Below are 19,393 nucleotides of genomic sequence, written 5' to 3'. Positions count from 1 at the left end.
CTGGGCCCCGCGCAACAGGAAAGTGGGGATCACAGACAGGCTTTCAGGCCCGCGCAGCCCCGTCGATGCCGCACTCCTCGACGAGCAGGGTGCGCACCGCCTGGACGGCGGGGGAGGCCCAGCGGCTCGCCTGGCGCGCCAGCCAGAGCTGCTGGGCCGCCATCGGCGGCGGTTCGAGTTCGACGAGCCGCGCCTGCGCCGACTCCGTCTCGACGGTGAGCGCGGGCAGCAGGGCCACCCCGAGGCCTGCTTCCACGCAGCGCTTCACCGTCTCGACGCTGCCGTAGCGGGGCGGACTGGTGGTCGGGTCGACGGCGGCGAGGAGCGCGGCCAGCTCGTCGCTGTATCCGCAGCCCTCTTCCAGCAGCAGAACGCCCTCAGCGGCGAGTTCGGCGATCGTCGGAGCGCGATCGCGCGGCAGCGCGGTGTCCGGCGGAGCGATGACGGAGAGCCGCTGCGGTGCGAGTCCGACGACGTCGATGCCCGCTGCGGCCACCGCCGGTTCCATGACCAGGGCGAGATCGGCCCGGCGGTCCAGGACCGCCGTCAGCGCCGCCTTGGTCGTCGCAGGCACGAGCGAGAGCCGGACGTCCGGGTACCGCCTGCCGAGCAGCCGCAGGACGGGCGGCAGGCAGTAGGCGCAGATCGACTCGGGCGCGCAGAGCCGCACGATGCCGGCGGGTCGGAGCCCCGCCGGGCCGAACTCGGCGAGCATTCGATCCTCTCGGTCGAGGATGTCGGCGGCGTGCCCGGCGAGTCGGCGGCCCGCATCCGTGGGCAGCGTTCCGCCGGGCAGTCGTTCGAACAGCGGCACCCCGAGCAGTCGTTCCAGCGACTGAACGTGGGCGGTGACGGTGGACTGCACGAAGGACAGTTCGGCCGCCGCCGCCGTGATGCCCCCGGTGCGGACGACCGCGAGGAAGCTCCGCAACAGTCGCGTCTCCATCGACATCCTCGATCCACTCGATCGGAATCCATCGTTGGACATGATGTCACGAGGCCCGCAGCATGGGCGGCGAAGGGAGTGCGAAGCCGAGAGCCAGGGCCTGCGCCGCCGACCGGCGAGCGTTGCCGATCGGGTCTCGATCGCCGTCAGCGGATCATCGAAGGGACCGGTCATGACCCGGGCACCGGACGGCGCCTCGGCCGTCGAATCACGCGGCGTCGAATCACGCGGCGTCGAACCACATGGCGTCGAACCACATGGCGTCGAACCGCCGCGCCTCGACGCGGCCTCCGCAGGCTTCTCGCCGTCCCGGCTCGCGCGAATCGAGAGCTTCCTGGCGGCCGAGGTGGCGGCGGGCCGGATTCCCGGTGCGGTCGTCGGCATCGTCCGCAGCGAGGGACTGGTCTGGTCGGCTGCGGTCGGCCACCGCGACCCGGTTCGCCGCATCCCGATGACGACCGACGCGCTGTTCTGGATCGCCTCGATGACCAAGCCGCTCACCACGGCGGCGGCACTGACCCTCGTCGAGCAGGGTCGGCTCGATCTGGACGCGGAGGTCGGGACGTACCTGCCGCAGTTCCGCGATCGGCGAGTCGCGGACCTTCCCGACTCGGCTGCCACGCCCGGCGGCCGGGCCGAGGGCATGCCGATCCCGACCCGGCGGGCCGAACGCCAACCGACCGTGCGTGACCTGCTGCGACACACGGCGGGGATTCCGGAGGGACTGCTCGACGACACTCCGGTGCACGCCCTCTACGCCGAAGCGGTCGGCGGCGGGATGACCGACCTCACCGGAGAAGAGTTCGCCGATCGCCTGGCGGCGTTGCCGCTGCTGCACGAGCCGGGACGTCGCTGGCACTACGGGTGGGGGCTGGACCTCACCGGCTTCGTCATCGAGTCCGTCACCGGGATGTCGCTCGGCGACTTCCTCCACGAGAGCATCCTGGACCCGCTGGCCATGCGGTCGACGACCTTCGGCGTGCCTGCCGGGCAGCGCGAGCGCTACGCGGCGGCCGCGCCGCTGGACCCGCTGACGGGAAGGCCGCAGGAACTGCCCGATCTGTCGATTGCCCGGTTCGACTCCGGCGGCGCGGGCCTGGTCGGTTCCGCCGGGGACTATCTGCGGTTCATCCGGCTGCTGTTGGGCGGTGGGCAGGTCGATGGGCGACGCCTGCTGGGTCGCAAGACCGTCGAGCACATGCTGTCCGATCAGCTCGACGAGACGACCGACGTGCGGCAGCTCCAACAGCCGGGATGGAGTCCAGGACACCGCTTCGGCCTCGGCTTGGCGGTGCGGACCGCCTCGGGCGGGGCGGCGGGACTCGGCTCGGTCGGCGAGGTCAGCTGGCCGGGAGCGGCGGGCACCACCTGGTGGGCGGACCCGCGCGAGGATCTGGGCGTGGTCTTCTTCACCCACACGCTGTCGGAGCCGCTCCAGACGCGGTGTCACCGGGCGATCCGGAGTCTCGTCCTCGCCGCGCTGGACTGAGCACGGCCGGTCGGCTCCGTCCGCCTCGGCTGGTCGCCGCGAGGTATGCGGCAGCCGGCGCCCGGCCGGACTTGCCCTCGACGGGCACGCGGCAGCATCGTGATGCCGGTGACGAGCACCACGAGGAACCGACCACGAAGACAGCGTGCCGCGGACGCGGCGATCGAGGTGATCGCCGAGGACGGGCTGCGCGGGCTGACCCATCGGGCCGTCGATGCGAAGGCGGGGCTGCCCGTCGGCAGCACCAGCAGTTGTTTTCGCACTCGGCTGGCCCTGCTGTCGGGGGTGCTGGACCGGCTGGTCGAGCTGGACGAGGCCTGGGCGGAGCAGATCCCGACCACCGGGTGGAGCGTCGCCACGGCCGAGGACCAGGCCCGCATCGTCGACGTCTACACCGACCTGCTCGCGCACTGGCTGGGTCCGGCGCGATCCCGCACGCTCGCCAGGATGGAGCTGTATCTGGACGCGATGCGACGAAGCGAGCTGTCCACCGAGTTGGAGGCGGCCAGCCGTCGATTCGTGGTCCGCGCCGCCGCCGGGATGCGGGAGGTGGGGGTCACCGAGCCGGAGGAGGCGGCGCGGGTGCTGCTCGCGGGCCTCGACGGAATCCTCTACTCCGCACTGGCCCGGCCGTTCCTCGGCGGCGCCGAACGAGCCGGCCTGCGCCGTTCGGTGGAGGTGATGCTGCGAGGATTCGTGCCCTGATGGCGAGGGCGACCCGACCAGGCCGGTCTCGGGCGTCCCCGGCTCATTCGGCGGGAGTTCGCCACGCAGGCGCCCTACTCCGTGCGTCGCCGATCGGGTCTCCCGCGCTGCCGCAGGCAGGGGCACGGCCTGCCGGCGTCGGGCAGGCGCTGATCGACTCGACGCCGGGAGGCGGTCGCTCCTGACCCCGACTGCCCGGCCGATCGACGCACAGCTCCGAAGAGGACAGCCCGCTCAGGGCTGAGCGCAACCGAGACCGCAGTGCGTTCCGGACCGGGCCGGGCCAACGCGTCGGCCCGGCCGCCAGCACTCCCCGGCGATCGGCCGCACGGCGGAGTCCACCGGTGAAACTCGGGTTCCCGTCCTCGGCGCGGGCGCCCTCCCGTATCGTGATTGCTACATCTGTAGCGGAACGGGCTGGGGGAATGCGTGATGTCGGAGATCACGGGGGCGTCGGGGCCGACGATCGGCTACCGGCCGGGAGACACACTGGCGGCCATGCATCGGCGCTTCGGACCGCTGATGCGGGCGGGCGTCGGTCGGCGGGGATTCGTGTATCTGATGGGACCGGAGGCGAACTCCTTCATCTTCGCCAACGCCGGGCTCTTCCGGACGCGGGAGGCGTTCGAGGTGCTCGTGCCGGTCAACGGCGAGAGTTCGCTGCTGCTCAGTGACGGTGACGTCCACCGCCGTCGTCGCCGACTGATGGCGCCCGCGCTGCACCACCGGCAGATCGACGGCTACCTGTCGATCATGGCGGCCCATGCGGACGCGACGCTGGACGCCTGGAATCCCGGCCAGACCGTGGACGCCTACCAGGAGTTCCGCGCGGCGATCCGGCGCACCACGATCGAGTCGCTCTTCGGCCGCAGGCTCGCCGCCGACGCCGACTTCTTCGGTCGGCATCTCCAGTCGCTGCTGTCGCTGATGAACGACCTGCCGACCGTGCTGGCCCTGCGGCGCCGGTTTCGGACGGCGGCGTGGCGCCGGGCGGTCGTCGACCGTGCGGTGGTCGACGAGCGCATCTACGCCGAGATCGCCCGGACCCGGCGCGGCGAGGTCGACGGTGACGACAACGTGCTGGCCACCCTCGTCAACGGCCGAGGCGAGGACGGCGACGCGCTGAGCGACGTCGAGATCCGCGATCAGACGGCCTCGCTGATCGCGGCGGGCTACGAGACCACCAGCGGCGTGTTCGGCTGGGCGGTGCACGCCATGCTGACCGTGCCCGGCGTCTGGGAACGGGCCGCCGAGGAGGTGCGCTCGGTGCTCGGCGACCGCGTCCCCACCCGTGACGACCTGCGCAGGCTGACCTACCTCGGTGGTGTCGTCCAGGAGACGCTGCGGTTGTGGCCGCCCGCCGTCATCTCGGCGCGCAAGATCGTTCAAGACTTCGAGTTCGCCGGACGCACGGTGCACGCGGGCCCGCTGATGATCTTCAGCCCGTACGTGACGCACCGGCTGCCCGAGGTGTGGGCGGAGCCGCTGAGTTTTCGTCCGCAGCGGTGGGACCCCGCGGAACCGGGACACCGCAAGCCGGGACCGCACGAGTTCCTGCCCTTCGGCGGCGGTGCACACCGCTGCCTCGGCTCCACGATGGCCACCACCGAGCTGACGGTCATGCTCGCTCGGCTGCTGGCCAGGACGACCCTGCGTCCCGTCGCAGGCCGCGTGCGCCCCGTCAGCTTCGCGGCACTGCGCCCCAGGGACGGCATCCCGGTCGAGGTGCTCACCAGGAGTTGACGGCATCGGGCGACGCGACCCGCAGGGGACGGACACCCCGGAAGGGCGCCGACGGGGTGGGATCGCGTCGCCGGCTGAGAGCCTGTTCTTCATCCTCCGCCGTGAGCGGGGATCGGCGTGGACGAGCTGCCAGGCGACAGGCGCGAGCCATGACTCCAGTCATGGTGAGGCGACGACGACGCCGCAGATCGCCACGCAGGCCCCGCGCAACTCCGAAAGCGGGGATGAGAAACAGGCTCCAAGGGGGAGTGGCGGCCCGAGGCGGGTCGACGCGGCTGGTCGGCCGGGCCGGGCCCGACGGCCTGGACTCCGCCGCGTCGCCACGGCAGGAGGAGGGCCTGCCGCCTCGGGCCGCCCGGGACGCCGCTCCTCGGTGCCCGGTATCGACCGTCTCGCGTTGTCCTGCGGCGGCAGACGAGTCTTCGTCGCGATCTCCGCGTGTCGGGCTCGACGGTCGATGAGGCCGCGTCGCGGTGCCGCTCGACGGTCGGCGGCAGGCCGATCGCCGCGGCCCGGTCGATGGGGGCTCTCTCGGCCTGCTATGGCCGATCACTGCGGGTTCGATCACTGCGGGTTCGATCACCGTGGCGACCGATCACTGCGGCGAATGTATGCGATCGCGATTGTGTTCATCTCTCGGCGGACGAGTGCGGCGGGCGGAAGTCGGTCGTACTCGGTCTTCGCCCGAACCCGTCGACCGGCGTGATCACGTGCCGTTATTCGCTGGTGGAGGGCCTTGGTGACCAGTGCGGGACCGCCTGCGGCCGGTCGTAGGTGATCTCATCGGCGGGCCAGGTGTCCGGTGCTCCACAATCGATCGAACGCAGGTCTGTCGATTGCAATGGAAACGCGGGCCCCCGATTCTCCCGATGTCCGCGTTCCAGTCGGACCGAGAATCTGCTGGTGAACCACGAATTCGGTGCATTTCACTTCGCAGGTGTAGACCATCGGCCGGTTGATAGGGCATACTCGGGGTGCTCGATTCCGGTCAGACTTCTCCGTGCTCTCTGGTGTGCCCTTCCTCGCGTGAACCCCGTGGCGATGAAGAGCGATCCCGCCGAGAGCGGTCTCTCGCCGGGTGATCGTCGTAGGCCCTCCTCAGCTTTGTGACACCGCCGCATTGTCGGCATCTCGAGGGCCGGACGTCCCGGTGCCCGGCCGCCCTCGTCCAGGGTCGCTGCTTGCTGCCCCTTCCCGCGTACGGTGTGGGTGCTCCAGAACTGAGTGCCGCCGTTTATCGGTAAAGTCTTCGCCGGTCGTCGAGTAGCGCTCCCGGCAGTCTCGCACGAGTCGACCTTACTTTCATCAGCGAGCCGGTCACGTCTGTGACCAGCGACGATGTTCTGATGAAACGACTGATCGACCGTTGTCGAGGCCGCTTCGGAGTACTTGTCGCGATTCATCGTGCCCGTGTGTCGAGCACTCGGTCGATGAACGTGGCTGCTTATCCGACCCCGCGTCACGATATTCAGGAGTTCGCATGGCTCCGGTAGATGATCTTCTCGATCAACTGATGAAACGCGGTTTCCAGTTCTCGCGTGCACCGGGGGACGCCGCCGTTCCCTTCACATTGGTCGCCACCTTCGGCTGGCCCGGTCATATCGACGCACTACATGTCCGATCAGAGGACGACGCCACGGCCTGGCGATCCGAGGACGCCGCCCAGGGCGGAATCGGACGGGTGATCTGGAGTTTCGACGGCACTTTCCAGGACGCGGTGCTGGAACTGCTCTCGCTGCCCGATCCGAGGACCAGGGGCGCGCCCCGCCAACCGACCCGTGCGCATGACGGCGTGTACCTGCCAGGCCAGTATCGGCCGCCACGGACGCGAGGCGGGCGATGGTGAGCCCCGTTGTGGTGCGCTCGGCCGCCCCGCCGAGGAGCAGGGACGGACCCGCGTCCGGCCGCCGCGCCGGATGGTGGCCCCGGCGCGGCCGATCGACGTCAGAGCAGCCGCCGGATCTCGCCCCTCGCGCGGTAGAAGCCGCCTCGATCCGAGGGCAGCACCTCGGTGACCAGGTAACGAGCGCCGGGAACCCGGATGTTCTTGGGGAACTGGACGCGCCAGGTGGGGTCGAATCCCGGGGAGGTCACCCGGATTCGCGTGCGGCTGCCGTCCTGCACGCACTCGACCTCGACACCGCCCGCGCCGCGGGCCTGCGCCACGGTCACCGTCTCGACCTGCGCTGCCGGGGTGACCCGTTCCCAGCCGGTCGCCTTGATGTCGGCGGCCATCGGCAGGTGGCCGTCCTCTGCGTCGCTGATGGCACTTTCGGCGGCGTCGATACAGGCCAGCGTGCCGTGGGTGGTGACGACGTAGAGACGTTCCTGGTGGTACTGCATGGAGAACGCCGAACCGCAGCCGGTGCCCAGCTTCCACAGGCGGGTGCCGTCGGCGGCGAAACAGTAGATGGAGGAGTGATTGTCGCCTGCGAAGACGAAGCGACCGTCTGGTGAGGTCGCGCAGGAGTAGACGGCGGCGTCGCAGCGGTATCGGGTGCGCTCGGCGCCGTCATGCTTGGCGATGGCGTGCACCCAGCCGCGTGAGGTGCCCGCGAACACCTCGGTCTCCTCCTGCCAGCCGAACAGCACCTGTCCGACGGTCGAGGTGTGCCAGATCTGCTCGCCGTCGCGCGATCCGTAGCGCGTGACGCCCTTCTCATGGCCGTGGTAGACGCCGTCGTCGTCGCAGCGCACCATCCAGCCGCCGCTGCCGAGGCTCCGGCGACGCCACTGGAACTCGTCCTCGTGGTCGACGGTGGTGATACCGCCGAGGCGGTCGGACACGCCGAGCACCCCGTCGTTGATGTCGAGCCAGTAGATGTCGACGTCGTCGGCGATCTCGTAGGCGACGTGCGGCACCTTGCCGCCGAGGTCGTAGACCCGACCGTCGTCACAGCCCGCGTAGATCCAGAAGTCGTCGGAGACGATGCACTTCACACCGTCGGGCAGGCCGAACCGGCCGGTCACGGTCCCGTCGTGGGCGAGGGTGTAGACGTCGCCGGACTGGTTGCCGACCCAGGCGTGATCGTCGTCGACGTAGATGCCGAAGGCGGCCGCTCCGGAGTCGAACCGCCACAGGACCGGCGCCTGGTTGGCCGATGACCTGGTGCTGACGATCTCGCGTCGGGTGACCGCGCGGCGCTGCCGGACACCGCGCACCGCAGGCCCGTAGCCCTTCCGCTTCTTCTCGGCGAGTTTGCGGGCCGCTGCGGCCAGGGCCTTCTCGTGGGAGGGGAAGGAGCTGGACCGGATCTGACCCGTGTCCCCGATCCGCCCGTAGGTGATCGTCACCTCGGTACCCGCGACGCGCACCTCGTAGAACTTGTGTGCGCCGCCGCCGTCCTCGGACAGTTCCAGGTAGGTGACCTGGTCGGCGTGCGCGGCACTGCTGGGCATGATGGATGCTCCCTCGCTGCTGTCGTTCCGGCGAGGTCGGCTGACTTCCCACCCCCTCGCGGTCGATGTGGCAAGAGAGTAGGTCTGGTGACCGACAGCGGTGATCAGTTCGAGTGAACCCGAACGGATGCCCACGTGCCGACACCCTCGCGCGTGGTGATCACACGAGGGTGTCGGGTGCGGCGGTGTCCTACGTGTCGTCGAGGCGGTCCGAGCAGGCCCGTCCTTTCCGTACGGGACTCTTCTCGTCCGGACGGGACCGACGGCCGGTCGTCGCGGTCACGCGCCTCGGCCGTCCTCGGTCGGCCGCCGGAGGGCTACGGGGCAGACTCCGCAGCGGCCTCGGCTGCGGGATCGACGATGGTGACCAGGGCGTGCAGGCCCAGCGCCGAGGAGATCCGGCCGGTCGCGAGGTCCGCTACCCAGCTGATGATCGCGTAGTCGCCCGGCGGCAGCTCCGCTTCGAAGGTCATCAGTCGGTCGGGGGAAAGCGGCGACGATCCGGTCCCGTCACCGATGAAGGGCGGCTGTGTCTGCGCAGGCCGGCTGTCGTCGAGGCTCCCGAAGAACTCGTCGAGGTCCTCCGGCGTGGTGCCGGGGCGCACTGGAGCCAGAATCGCCTCGTAAGGCTGATCACCCCGGTTCAGCATGATGATCGGCCGGTTCGCGACCAGCCGTTCCGGCACCCGGAATCGTGGGCCGTCCTCGGTGTCGACCATGGTGAGCAGCGCGGGGGCCTGCTGGGGCTGGGAAACGTCCTCCGCCCGCACCGGCACGACGCGCACCGGGCGCACTCGCTCGGCGAGGTCGGGTTCGGTGGCGTCCTGGATGTCCACCAGGTAGTGGACGCCCGGGGTCACGATCGTGGTCACCGACGCCGGGATGTCGGACAGGATCGCCCCGCCCAGCATCTGCACCCCCGCCGCGATCGATCGCCTGGCGACCAGGGCGGCCTCCTCGTCGTCTCCGTAGGCCGTCCGCAGGTTGTCGAGGTAGGTCTCCAACGGCATGTCCGGATTGAGCCGGACGAGGACCAGCCAGGCGCCGTCGGGATCGTTCGTGCTGACGTCGAGGGTGACGCTGCCGGTGGGCAGCGTGTCGGGCGCGGTGATGCCGGTGGGGCTCACCGTGATGTCTGCCGTGTGGCCGGAAGCGGTCTGCGCGGCGACAGGCGGAACCTCGATGCCTGTGACCGCGAGCATGAGCAGCGCTCCGACGAGCAGGAACCGTCGTCTCATCTGTTCAGCCTCGTGTCGGGCCGTCGTCGTCGCCGGTCGAGTCGGTCCGGCCGCCGCGTCGCCGGCTTGCGCGAGCTTCGGTGCGCGCGGCCGCCCGGTTCGACGGGACGTCCCGACCCGCTGACGCCGCGCGTATCCGAGATGTCCGCTGGTGGGCCGGGGTCTGCGGCCCGGTCGCACGGAGGGCCGCCCCGCCTGCCGACCGGCACGCGACTCAGGCCCGTGGCGACCGCCGCCGGGAGAACGACCCGCCGAACGCAGCGGCTGCCCCCGACGAACCGGTGAACTTCATCCCTGACCGGATGACCTCCCGTCGGGAACGGACGGCGCGCCGACCAGGAGTGAGGGGCGGGCCGAGGACTCGCCGACACCGAGGCGGCACGGTCACGAGGTCTCCTCGACGGGCAGATCCCGCACACCACGACGGCGATCAAGGGTCGACGCCTCACTCTCGGCACGTCACGACTCGGACTCCGCGCCCGTGGCACCGCCGCCGACCGCCTACTCTCCTTGGCGGTCAGCGTCCGTGCTGGTCACGATGCCCGGGGGTGTTTCGCCATGCGGCGCGGCTTACGGCGATCCGGCGGTTCGCTGCTCGTCGCCTGCCTGTTGCTCATCGGCGCGGGGCAGGTCTGGTGGTGGTGATCCACGGCCGTTGGCTGGAGGCAGCGGGTCCCGAACAGGCGGAGGTCGACGCTGCCCGGTACTACGCCCTCGGTCATTGGGAGAGCGGCTTCGCGCTCTGGGCGCCCCCATGGACGGGCTGCTCCATCAGTCCCTGCTGCGGCTCGGCGAACTCCGGGTCGGCGAGCCCTTCGGCAGGCCGCAGGTGCAGCCGGCCCTGACCAGGGAGGTGTTCGAGCGGCCTGCGCCGGGGGTCTTCGGACTCAGTGCCCTCGCGTTGGGCGGCGGCTCGCTGCTGTGGTGGGCACGGGCCGCGATGCGCCGTCGCCGATCCGAGGCGAGCGCCTTGCGGGCGCTGCGGGCCGAGGCACTGGCGGAGATCACCCGCCTCAGTGCCCTGCTGGTCACCGTCGAGATCGCCGCGCGGGACGCCGCCGGGACTCGGCTGCTCGCCGACGCGGCCGTCGCGGCGGGCGGCACTGATGGACCTGCTGGTGTGGGTGTCGGGTGGTGTCCTGCTGCTGCTCGGCGCTGTCGCGCCCGTGGCGGGCCGCTGGTGGGCAGGCCGGGGCACGGCGGGCGCCGAGGCCCGTGCTCGATCGCGCTATGAGCGGCTCGGCCACCAGGTCGACCTGCTGGCCGCCGCCGAGACGAGCGGTGCGGACCGCGCCTCGGCGGGTGCCGTGCAGGCCCGCCGAGCACGGGAACGCTGGAACAGCACCGGCGCGATCCTGGCCACGGCGTCGAGCACCGAGGAGTTCCGGCTCGCGGAGCGCACCGCGGAGGAGGGCCTGTCGTTGGTGGTCCAGGCACGGAACGCGGCTCGCTCGCGGCGGTGACGGCGTTTCGCCGGGCTCGACCTCGTGAACCTGTCGAGACCCGGCGCGGCGCCACCTGCCTGCGGTCAGTGGTCGTGGGCGGGCGGGGTGCCCGCCGAGCCGCCCTCCTCCACCACCACGAACTGGCCCATCATGCCCCGGTCCTCGTGCTGGAGCAGGTGACAGTGGAACATGTAGGGATAGTCCGGATCGGTGTAGTCCTCGAAGCGCATCACGATCCGGGCCGTGGTGTTCGGCCTGATGTAGAGGGTGTCCTTCCAGCCGCTCAGTTCGGGTGGGGGCGGTGTCCCTTCGAGGTCGAGCACTCGGAACTGCACGTCGTGCACGTGGAAGTTGTGCGGGGTCCCACCGTTGGAGTTGCTGACCTCCCAGATCTCGGTGTCGCCGACCGTGACGACCTCGTCGATCCGGTCCATGTCCATCCGCCGCCCGTTGATGTTGTTCCCACTGAGCCGGAACCGCCTGGTCTCGCTCGCGTCCTCCGCACGGAGATCGGGTGCGGGCGCCAGCTCGGCGGCGATCTCCGCCGAGGGTGCCAGCGACTCGGCCGCCCGAAGCTGCACGAGGTCGAACGTGTCCTCGGCCCCGGTGAATCGGCTGTCCCAGGCGCCCAGACCCAGGTCGGTCGGGTGGCTGCGCAGCACCTTCTCCTCGCCGGGCGCCATCTCGACGACGATCTCGGCGCGTTCACCGGGGGAGAGCAGCACCCGATCGATCTCCAGTGGAGCGGGCAGCAGCCCGCCGTCGGAGGCGACCATGGTCACCGTGCCGCCGTCGGCGAGGCCGAAGTCGTAGAACCGGCCGCCGGAGCCGTTGAGCAGCCGCAGCCGCACCTTCTCCGTGGTCACGTCGAGATAGCCGCCGACGGTGCCGTTCACCGCGACGGTGTCGCCGAGGAGCCCGCTGGGCGCGACCATGCCCTCGTCGGTGTCCAGCGTGCCGTCGGCCGCGAACTTCTTGTCCTGGACGACGAGCGGGAAGTCGTCGACGCCGTACTCGTCGGGCAGGCCGACCTGACCCGACCGCTCGTCGTCGAGCAGGAACATCCCCGCGACGCCCCGGTACACGTGCTCCTGGGTGGAGCCGTGCAGGTGCGGGTGGTACCAGAGCGAGGCGGCGGGCTGTTCGATCCGCCAGGTCGGCGACCACGTCTCACCAGGGTCGATCATCTGGTGCGGCCCGCCGTCCATCCGCGCGGGCAGGTGCATCCCGTGCCAGTGCAGGGTCGTGGGCTCGCCGACGTCGTTGGTGACGTTGACGAGCACCTCCTCGCCCCGGCTCGCCCGCAGCGTGGGGCCGAGGTAATCGCCGTTCACTCCCCAGGTGGGTGTCGATCGGCCTGCGGTGAACTCGTGGCTGCCCTCGCGAACCTCCAGGTCGAATACCCGGCGCCCCTCGCCGTCCACCGTGGACTCCGCCAGCGGCGGCACCGACAACGGCGTGTCGAACTCCATCTCGTCTGCGGTGTCGACCACGGCGGTGGACCACAGGACAAGGGCCCCCGCGCCCACCACGAGGCCCGTTACCAGGCTCAATCCGATGAGGATCTTGAGAATGCGAAACCGGCGCCGTCTCACGCGTGCGTTCATCGATCGACCTTCATCTCGTCGAGTCACTCCTGGATCACGGTAGAACGGATTAATCGGTATGGACTATCTTCCCGAACGATCCGCTCGGCGACCACGGGGAGTGTCCCCCAGACGACCCTGAGACGGCAGGCTGATCAGCTCAGGGCCTCCCCGGACCCGCGTACTCGGCCGAGCAGTGCCTCGGTGTGGGCCGCGAGCCTGCGGGCTCGTTCCGGATCGAGCGTCGGCAGGCTCGACGGCACCGTCTTGTGCCGGTCGCGCGCGGTGAGCGGCGCCTGCGGCGGCTCGTCCAGGAAGCCCAGCACCGGGGCGATCGCCTTGTCGACGGAGCGGGCCCCGACCATGGCGAGCACTCGAATCGCCGTCCTGGTCACCGGTCCGAGCACCGAGACATCGCCGCTTCGGGTGAAGCCCGGGTGATACATGACGAAACGTGCGCGGCTCTCCGCCTGCTCTGCGAAGGCGACGCCCAACAGGTCGTTCGCCCGACCTGCCTGCAGCTGAGCCTTGATCGCGTTGTACTTGCTGGTCTGCTGCAGGTCAGAGAAGTCGATCGAGCCTGCGGTGAGCCCAACCCCGGCGATGCTGACGATCACCGGGGCCTCCGCCTGCTCGAACTGGGGGCGCAGGCCGTAGGAGAGCAGATAGCGGCTCAGGTAGTAGAGCGCGAAGACGAACTCCAGGCCCTCGGCGGTCTCCTGCCGTCGTGGGCTCTGCCGGTTCGCGCACAGGACCAGCGCGTCGACTCGCCGATGATGGTCGGCGATGTTCGCGATCACCCGTTCGTTCTCGGCGATCAGGCTCAGATCGGCCCGAAGGAAGCGCAGCCTGCTCGCGTCGGCGCCTGCGGTCTCCTGGAGAGTCCGGCCCTTCGCCTCGTTGCTTCCCAACACCACCACGGTGTCACCGCGGCGGAGCCGGTCCAGCGCCACGGCACGCCCCATTCCGTCGGTGCCTCCGCTGACGACGACGGTCTTGCCGGTCGGTGCGACCACGAGATCCTCCTGAGGAATTCTGATGTGATCGCATCATCGGCAATCGTCGACGACCAGGGAAGAAGGCATTCTGATGTCAGTAACGCACACCGATGTGCCTGCTCACGAGCGATATGTGCCTGCCGAGGACGCGATGTCGGCGGCTGACGCGACGGGCGCCGCGCCGCTCCCGTGGGTCGGCGGGTTGACGGTCCCGATGGGCCCGGTGGAGCCCGCGGTGTGTCCGGTGGGCGACGTGCTGCGGCGGATCGGCGAGAAGTGGAGCGTCCTCGTCATCGTCCTGCTCGGCGATCGGCCTCGGCGGTTCAACGAGCTGCACCGTGCCGTCGACGGCATCAGCCAGCGGATGCTGACCCGTACCCTGCGCACCCTCGTCCAAGACGGGCTGGTGCACCGCGAGGTGACCCCCACGGTGCCGCCGAGCGTCGAGTACAGCCTCACCCCGCTGGGTCGCACCCTGCTCGTCCCGCTGTCGGCGCTGGCGGACTGGGCCTTCGAGCACGGCCCGGAGATCGCGGCGGCGCGCAGCCGAGGCGTCGACGACGAGGGCTGACCGGCCGCGCCCTCGGCCTGACGTCCGGTCGCCCCGCAGGCCGGGCCCCTCGTCCGCGCCCTTCGCGGGGGCGACGGGCCGACGGTGACAACCGCACCGGAGGGGTGTCCGCTCAGGTCTCGACGACCCTGACGACCCGGCTCTCGACGACCTGCCCCTCCACGATTCGGGGCGGCTCGTCGATCTCCGTCTCCCAGGCGCCGACGTCCTCGGGCTCGTCCCGCTCCCTGGCCCGTCGCCAGGTGGTGCCGCCGGGCCCGGACCGCGCCCTCGGCCCCACGTTCGGCGCGGTCTTCTGGGCGCCGCCCGGTTCCTGCGCGGCCCGGGCGGCGGCGTCCTGGTGAGCGGCCGAATCCAGCTCGGGGTCTGCTTCGGCGCTTGCGCTCCGGTCGGACTCCGTGCCTGCGGCGGGGGCGGGTTCGCCGCTCGCGCCGTCCGACGGGACCGGCCCGAACGGGGTGATCCCGAGCCGCTCCAGCTTCGCCCACAGCGGTTGCAGGGCGACCACCGGATCGAGATGGTAAGTGGACTCCCTGACCCGCCAGAACCGCCAGCCGCAGCGCTTCAACTCCTGTTCCCGATGCAGGTCGGACCGGCGCTGCTCCGGTGTCGAGTGGAAGGCGTCGCCGTCGCACTCCACCGCGAGCCTGCCTGCGGGACCGGTCACGACCAGATCGATCCGCTTCCCGTTGGTCTCCACCTGTGGGGTGACGTGGAAGCCCCTGGCCGCGAGGTCGAGATACACGCGCTGCTCGAAAAGCGAGTCGAAGGCGCGATGTCGATCGGTCCGGTCGACGTCGGCGAGCATCTCCTGCAGCGGCACCGATCCCGTCGACTCCACGTAGGTCAACAGGGAGCGTCGCAGGTCGACGCTCCGCAGCCGCTCCGAGGTGACGGAGTGGAACAGCCAGAGCTGGTCCTGCGCCCTCGTCGCGGCCACGTTGAACCGCTGCTGGAACTCCCGACGGGTCAGTGCCTTGAACCGCTGCTCCGGCGCGACCACCATCGACAGCCAGACGACATGACGTTCGTCGCCCTGGAAGTCCGGCGGAGTGCCCACTCGGAGCTGTCGCTCCTCGAAGTCCTCGGCGTCGACCCGGTCCAGCAGCATCGTGTTGATCAGCTCGGCCTGCGCGTGACCCTGCAACGCGATGACGCCGAAGGTCCGCCCCGCGTAGGCGGGGTCCTGCAGACACGCCACCACCGAGTCCACGACCGCCTCGGCCTCCGGCCGGTTGATCAGGCGCTGACCGGTGCCCTCGACCTGTCCGTTCTCCACGTGGGTGGACCGCAGCGGCGGAAGTCGGTCGGCGCCGAACTGCCGCACCGGCTCCAGCGGGGCGTCCTGGTAGAACTCGTTCGACGACCAGTCGACGATCTCCGGCATGGAGCGGAAGTGCTCCCGCAGCCGGATGACCTGGCTGAAGCGAGTCCGCAGCAGGGAGAACGCACTCGAGCGCGGCGTGAACTCGGTACGGAGGTAGTGCGGGAGATCCGGCAGCTCGGCGTCCAGCCGCTCGAAGACGGCGTCCAGCGCGCCGCTGCCGACCTCCGACGGCGTGCACTGCCGGTCGTCGCCGACCACGATCACCCTGGGCGCCAGCCACAGCAGGAAGAGACTGGTGATGCTCACCTGACTGGCCTCGTCGATGATCACCACGTCGAAGGAGTCCGGCTGCGCGGGCACCGAGTCGAGGACCTGCCGGATCGGCATCACCCAGGCGGGCACGGCGGCCTGCGAGATCTGCATGGCCTCGCGCGCCGACCGGCGATACCGCTCGGTGTACCTGCCGGTCCCCCTACCCACGCTGCCCATCGCCGATCGATACGACCGCAGCGCCTGTGCCTGGTGTTCGGTCATCCGACCGAGACAGGCCTGCCAGGCGCGGGCGGCGACCAGCCGGGTGGTCACCAGGGCGAGGTCCTGGTCGGCGGCGGTGAGCCCGTTCTCCAGCTCGGTCTCTCTGCCGGGGGTGGTCTGCCGGTCGATCCAGCTCCGCGCGCACGCCCGCGCCCAACCCGGCTCCCAACTCGACAGCCGATCGGTCCAGGCGGGGTCGCGCGGCGCGTCGCGCAACCGGGTGAAGAGCACCGGTGCGGAGTCGCGCAGCCGGTGGGACAGCTCGTCGCAGCGGAGCTGGGCGGCCTGCTGCTCCCGCGCCGCCGACAGCGCCCGCCTGGCGACGGCATAGCCCTCGGCGTCGACATCGGAGAGCGCCCGGCCCAGCCTGGTCAGCTCCGGCGGGCGCTGATCGGCCGGGACGGCGGCCGCGAGTCGCTCCACCGCCTCGTCGAGTTCGAGCCGGGCGGCCGCCCCACGTCGATGCTCGGCCACGGCCAGCACTGTGTCGCAGGTCCGCCGCACCCCGGCCAGGCTGTCCAGCCGGGGCCGCCGGACGACTGGGATGCCGCTCAGCAGGTCGATGAGATCGTTCCTGGCGCTCAGCAGCGCGCTGAGCCGCAGACAGGCGGTGCGCAGATGCAGGAGTCGCTGCACGGCGGCACCGGGCTCGGTGGGCACGACCAGGGTGAGCCCGATGGGGACGAAGGCGGCAGTGATCTCCTGCACGATCGCCAGCAGCCGCAGGTAGGCGGCGGCGATGCTCGCGGTGCGGGCGTCGGACACCGGTTCGCCCTTGACCAGGACCGAGGCGGCGTACTGCTCGACGGTCTTCTGCTCGTTGCTGCGCAGCAGCCGCTTGGGGCGGTTGCCCGCGCCGAGATGCTCGGCCCAGCGCTCGAACGCCGGTCCTGCGGTGAAGGGATCGACGCCCTCGGTGATCTGCACGGGCACGAAGTCGAGTCGCCGTTCGGCCTCCTCGGCCTTCTCGACGAGCGCCAGTCGCTCGGCGGCCCGCTGCCAGCCGTGCAGCGAGGTCCCGCTGAGCAGGGGGTCCACCTGCTCCAGCGCCCATTCTCGATCGGCGGGCAGCCTGTCCAGCTCGGCCCAGGCGTCCATGACCCGCTGACAGACCGGGCCGAGCCGGTCCAGCCGGTCGTCGTCGAGGGTGCCGAGGGTCTCGACCAGCGCCCCGGTCTCGCCGGTCTTCGCGGCCCGGCCGATCTCGACGAGATCGGACAGCTCCGCCACTCGCGCGTCGGCGGGCAGCATGTCCGCAGGCGGGAACTGCTGGGTGCGTCGCGACTCCCGCGTCGGATCGGCGGTGGCGAACAGGTCGATCAGCTCGCGCAGCTCGCCGGTGCTCAGCGGGGGCGGCCCCTCGGCGGGGCCGGGGACCCAGCGCACCCACTCGGGATCGGCGGTCAGCGTCCTGGCTATCGCGGCCAGGGTCCCGCGATAGCCAGGCGCGACCTCGGGATGTTCGAACAGCTCGGACTCCCGCAGCGCGCGGATCTGGTCGAGCAGGTCGGCACGGTGGCGGCGTAAGGCCTCTCGGAGGAAGGTCAGCTCCTCGATCTCGCTTGCCGACGCCTGCGGGTCGTGGTCGCTCTTGCGGCCCGCGATGGTGTTGACACTCCGGTCGAAGGCGGCGTCTCCGCGCGCGGTGTCGCCGGTGAGCGCGACGCAGAGATCCTGGATCTCCGGCGGCAGCTTGTCCCGCAGTACCCGCAGTGCCTGGTTCTTCTCGCTGGTCACCAGGACCCGCTGTCCCCTGGCGAGCAGGGCGCTCACCAGGTTGGCGATGGTGTGGGTCTTGCCGGTGCCGGGCGGACCCTCCACCACCACGCCGTCATCACGGGACAGACCGTCGATGATCTTGCGCTGCTCCGCGTTGGCGGGCAGCGGGAACAGCGGCTCCTCGACGGGATCGGACACCGGCGCGGCCGACTCGCCGAACCAGGTCACCCGATCCTCGGTCTCGATCGGCTCGATCAACTGCGCCAGTCCCAGCGGGATCGGCGTCGTGGGATCGTCGATCGCCCGGGTGATGCGGTGGTAGTACTCCTGAAGCGCGAACGCACCGCGTCTGCGGGCCAGCAGGGCGGGGGCCAATGACAGCAGCGGGGCCTGCCCGGTGGGCGGCTCCCACCTGTCGGACACGGACACCTCGATCTGCGCGGCCTGCTCTGCCCAGGACCGCAGGAACTCCGGCAGTGCCGGATCGAGCACCGAGCCGACTCCGGCGACGAGCTGATGCCGCAGCACCGGATCGCGGGTCTGGTCGAACCACCTCTCGCCGTGCAGGACCTCGTCGGCCTCCAGCCGGACCGGCGTCTCGACGTCGAGAGTGCACAGCAGGTCGCCGGTCTCCTGATCCCGCTCGATGCGGACCGGCTGGCTGAGCAGGTGGATGTGCAGCGGCGGCTCGTCCTCGACGCCGGGCAGGTGCAGCAGGCCGCCCGCGAGCACCAGTTCGATGGACTCCGGCTGGTCGTTGCTCAGCTGGTGCAGCTCGAACAGTCGAATGTGGAGCTGCCGCACCGCCTCCCGACTCGCCCACGGCCGCCAGGTGCGCTCCAACCACTTCACGAAGCCGAGCGGGACCTCTGGTGCCTGCGAGATCGGCACCGCCGCGGCCGAACCCGGCGGCCTGCCCTGCGAATGCAGCGTCGGCTCCGGCGGTGTCAACCCGGACGGAAGGGGCCGCTGCACCCACCCCTGGAGGTCGTCCGGCGTCGGCGGCTCAGGCTGCTGCGCGGTGTTGGGCACCCGCAGCAGCACCCCGCCCGGTCCGGCGTCGACGGCGACGGTGACGCCGCCGATGTCGCGGATCTGCTCCAGCCACAGCAGTCTCGGATGTCGATCGACATGGCGGACGGGTTGGGATCGGGCGATGGAGAGACGACGCATGAAGGCCATCAGCCGGGAGACCTTGTCGCGTAGGGCAGGGTCGTTCCGTCGATTGAGCAATGAGGTCATCCTCGAAAGCCGTGAGCTGATCGCGATGTGCGCGGACTGCTCGGTAAGCAGGACCGGCGGGCGATCGTCGAAGGAGACAGGGCCGGGCCTGCCGGTCGGTCGGTCGGTCACCCGTTCGGCGGAACAATGATCACGCAGGTGCTACAAGCTGGTCAAGGGTCGGCTGCGATGGTAGAGGGCTGTGGGATGGGCCTGGCGTCCGGCGGGCGTGGTGGGGACTTCCGGGGTGTGGTCTGTCCCTGTGGTGGTGGTTCGGGTTCGTCTGGTGTGGTCGTAATGATTCGGGTGCTCCGCGGCAGGGGGGCGACGGCTCTTGGTCGACCGGAGGCGGGTGATCGCGGGCCGAGGTCTGTCCCGACTGGACTCTGATGGAGCGCGGATGCTGGCCGGGGTCGTGGTAGTGCGGTGTCGCCTGGTTCGGGGTGAACTCGGCTACAGAGAAGGTGATCTA

At 70.7% G+C, this 19,393-nt stretch carries 13 protein-coding genes; 7 read left to right on the top strand and 6 right to left on the bottom strand.

Features of this window, described 5'->3' with window-relative positions:
* Window positions 1-43: 43 nt before the first annotated feature.
* On the bottom strand, window positions 44-946 hold the full coding sequence (locus UA74_RS24200; RefSeq protein WP_075766329.1) for a LysR family transcriptional regulator: 903 nt from the start codon (window positions 944-946) through the stop codon (window positions 44-46).
* A gap of 172 nt (window positions 947-1,118) precedes the next feature.
* Between UA74_RS24200 and UA74_RS24195 the strand changes: the two genes are divergently transcribed.
* The 4 genes from UA74_RS24195 to UA74_RS24180 all read left to right on the top strand — a co-directional run bounded on the left by UA74_RS24195 (window position 1,119) and on the right by UA74_RS24180 (window position 6,729).
* Complete coding sequence (locus UA74_RS24195; protein ID WP_198042851.1) at window positions 1,119-2,435, top strand: serine hydrolase domain-containing protein; 1,317 nt, start codon at window positions 1,119-1,121, stop codon at window positions 2,433-2,435.
* Between the two features lie 108 nt (window positions 2,436-2,543).
* Window positions 2,544-3,140: a TetR/AcrR family transcriptional regulator gene (locus UA74_RS24190; protein WP_232237408.1), complete on the top strand. Its 597-nt coding sequence runs from the start codon at window positions 2,544-2,546 to the stop codon at window positions 3,138-3,140.
* A 432-nt stretch (window positions 3,141-3,572) separates the two neighbouring features.
* Window positions 3,573-4,883, top strand: coding sequence for a cytochrome P450 (locus UA74_RS24185; RefSeq protein ID WP_075742301.1), 1,311 nt, complete (start codon window positions 3,573-3,575; stop codon window positions 4,881-4,883).
* Between the two features lie 1,480 nt (window positions 4,884-6,363).
* Window positions 6,364-6,729 (top strand): hypothetical protein, encoded by a 366-nt coding sequence (locus UA74_RS24180; protein ID WP_075742300.1) that lies wholly within the window; start codon window positions 6,364-6,366, stop codon window positions 6,727-6,729.
* A 98-nt stretch (window positions 6,730-6,827) separates the two neighbouring features.
* On the opposite strand, the gene UA74_RS24175 is transcribed toward UA74_RS24180, so the two are convergent.
* Entirely contained in the window at window positions 6,828-8,282 is a 1,455-nt protein-coding gene (locus UA74_RS24175) for a WGR domain-containing protein (RefSeq protein ID WP_075742299.1), read from the bottom strand.
* Window positions 8,283-8,599: 317 nt separating this feature from the next.
* Window positions 8,600-9,520 carry a hypothetical protein gene (locus UA74_RS24170; RefSeq protein ID WP_075742298.1) on the bottom strand — a complete coding sequence of 307 codons (921 nt, stop codon included), beginning with the start codon at window positions 9,518-9,520 and terminating at the stop codon, window positions 8,600-8,602.
* 754 nt (window positions 9,521-10,274) lie between these two features.
* Here UA74_RS24170 and UA74_RS33800 point away from each other — a divergent pair.
* The gene (locus UA74_RS33800) at window positions 10,275-10,754 is read left to right on the top strand and encodes a hypothetical protein (RefSeq protein ID WP_232237406.1); all 480 of its coding nucleotides are present in this window, start codon (window positions 10,275-10,277) and stop codon (window positions 10,752-10,754) included.
* Window positions 10,687-10,983 carry a hypothetical protein gene (locus UA74_RS24160; protein ID WP_232237404.1) on the top strand — a complete coding sequence of 99 codons (297 nt, stop codon included), beginning with the start codon at window positions 10,687-10,689 and terminating at the stop codon, window positions 10,981-10,983. The genes UA74_RS33800 and UA74_RS24160 overlap by 68 nt, the downstream gene beginning before the upstream one ends.
* Before the next feature lie 65 nt (window positions 10,984-11,048).
* Here the strand turns inward: UA74_RS24160 and UA74_RS24155 are convergent, their stop codons facing one another.
* Together UA74_RS24155 and UA74_RS24150 are read right to left on the bottom strand one after the other, a co-directional pair.
* A complete protein-coding gene (locus UA74_RS24155; RefSeq protein WP_157434419.1) occupies window positions 11,049-12,572 on the bottom strand; it encodes a multicopper oxidase family protein in 1,524 nt (507 codons plus the stop codon).
* Between the two features lie 134 nt (window positions 12,573-12,706).
* Window positions 12,707-13,567, bottom strand: coding sequence for an SDR family NAD(P)-dependent oxidoreductase (locus UA74_RS24150; protein ID WP_198042850.1), 861 nt, complete (start codon window positions 13,565-13,567; stop codon window positions 12,707-12,709).
* Window positions 13,568-13,640: 73 nt separating this feature from the next.
* Between UA74_RS24150 and UA74_RS24145 the strand changes: the two genes are divergently transcribed.
* The gene (locus UA74_RS24145) at window positions 13,641-14,120 is read left to right on the top strand and encodes a winged helix-turn-helix transcriptional regulator (protein WP_269466408.1); all 480 of its coding nucleotides are present in this window, start codon (window positions 13,641-13,643) and stop codon (window positions 14,118-14,120) included.
* 112 nt (window positions 14,121-14,232) lie between these two features.
* On the opposite strand, the gene UA74_RS24140 is transcribed toward UA74_RS24145, so the two are convergent.
* Window positions 14,233-18,933 (bottom strand): AAA domain-containing protein, encoded by a 4,701-nt coding sequence (locus tag UA74_RS24140; RefSeq protein ID WP_198042849.1) that lies wholly within the window; start codon window positions 18,931-18,933, stop codon window positions 14,233-14,235.
* Between the last annotated feature and the right edge of the window lie 460 nt (window positions 18,934-19,393).

The sequence above is a fragment of the Actinoalloteichus fjordicus genome (genome assembly GCF_001941625.1).
Classification (GTDB): domain Bacteria; phylum Actinomycetota; class Actinomycetes; order Mycobacteriales; family Pseudonocardiaceae; genus Actinoalloteichus_A; species Actinoalloteichus_A fjordicus.
Note: the sequence above shows the minus strand (reverse complement) of the source record. Positions and strands in the feature narration are given on the sequence as shown.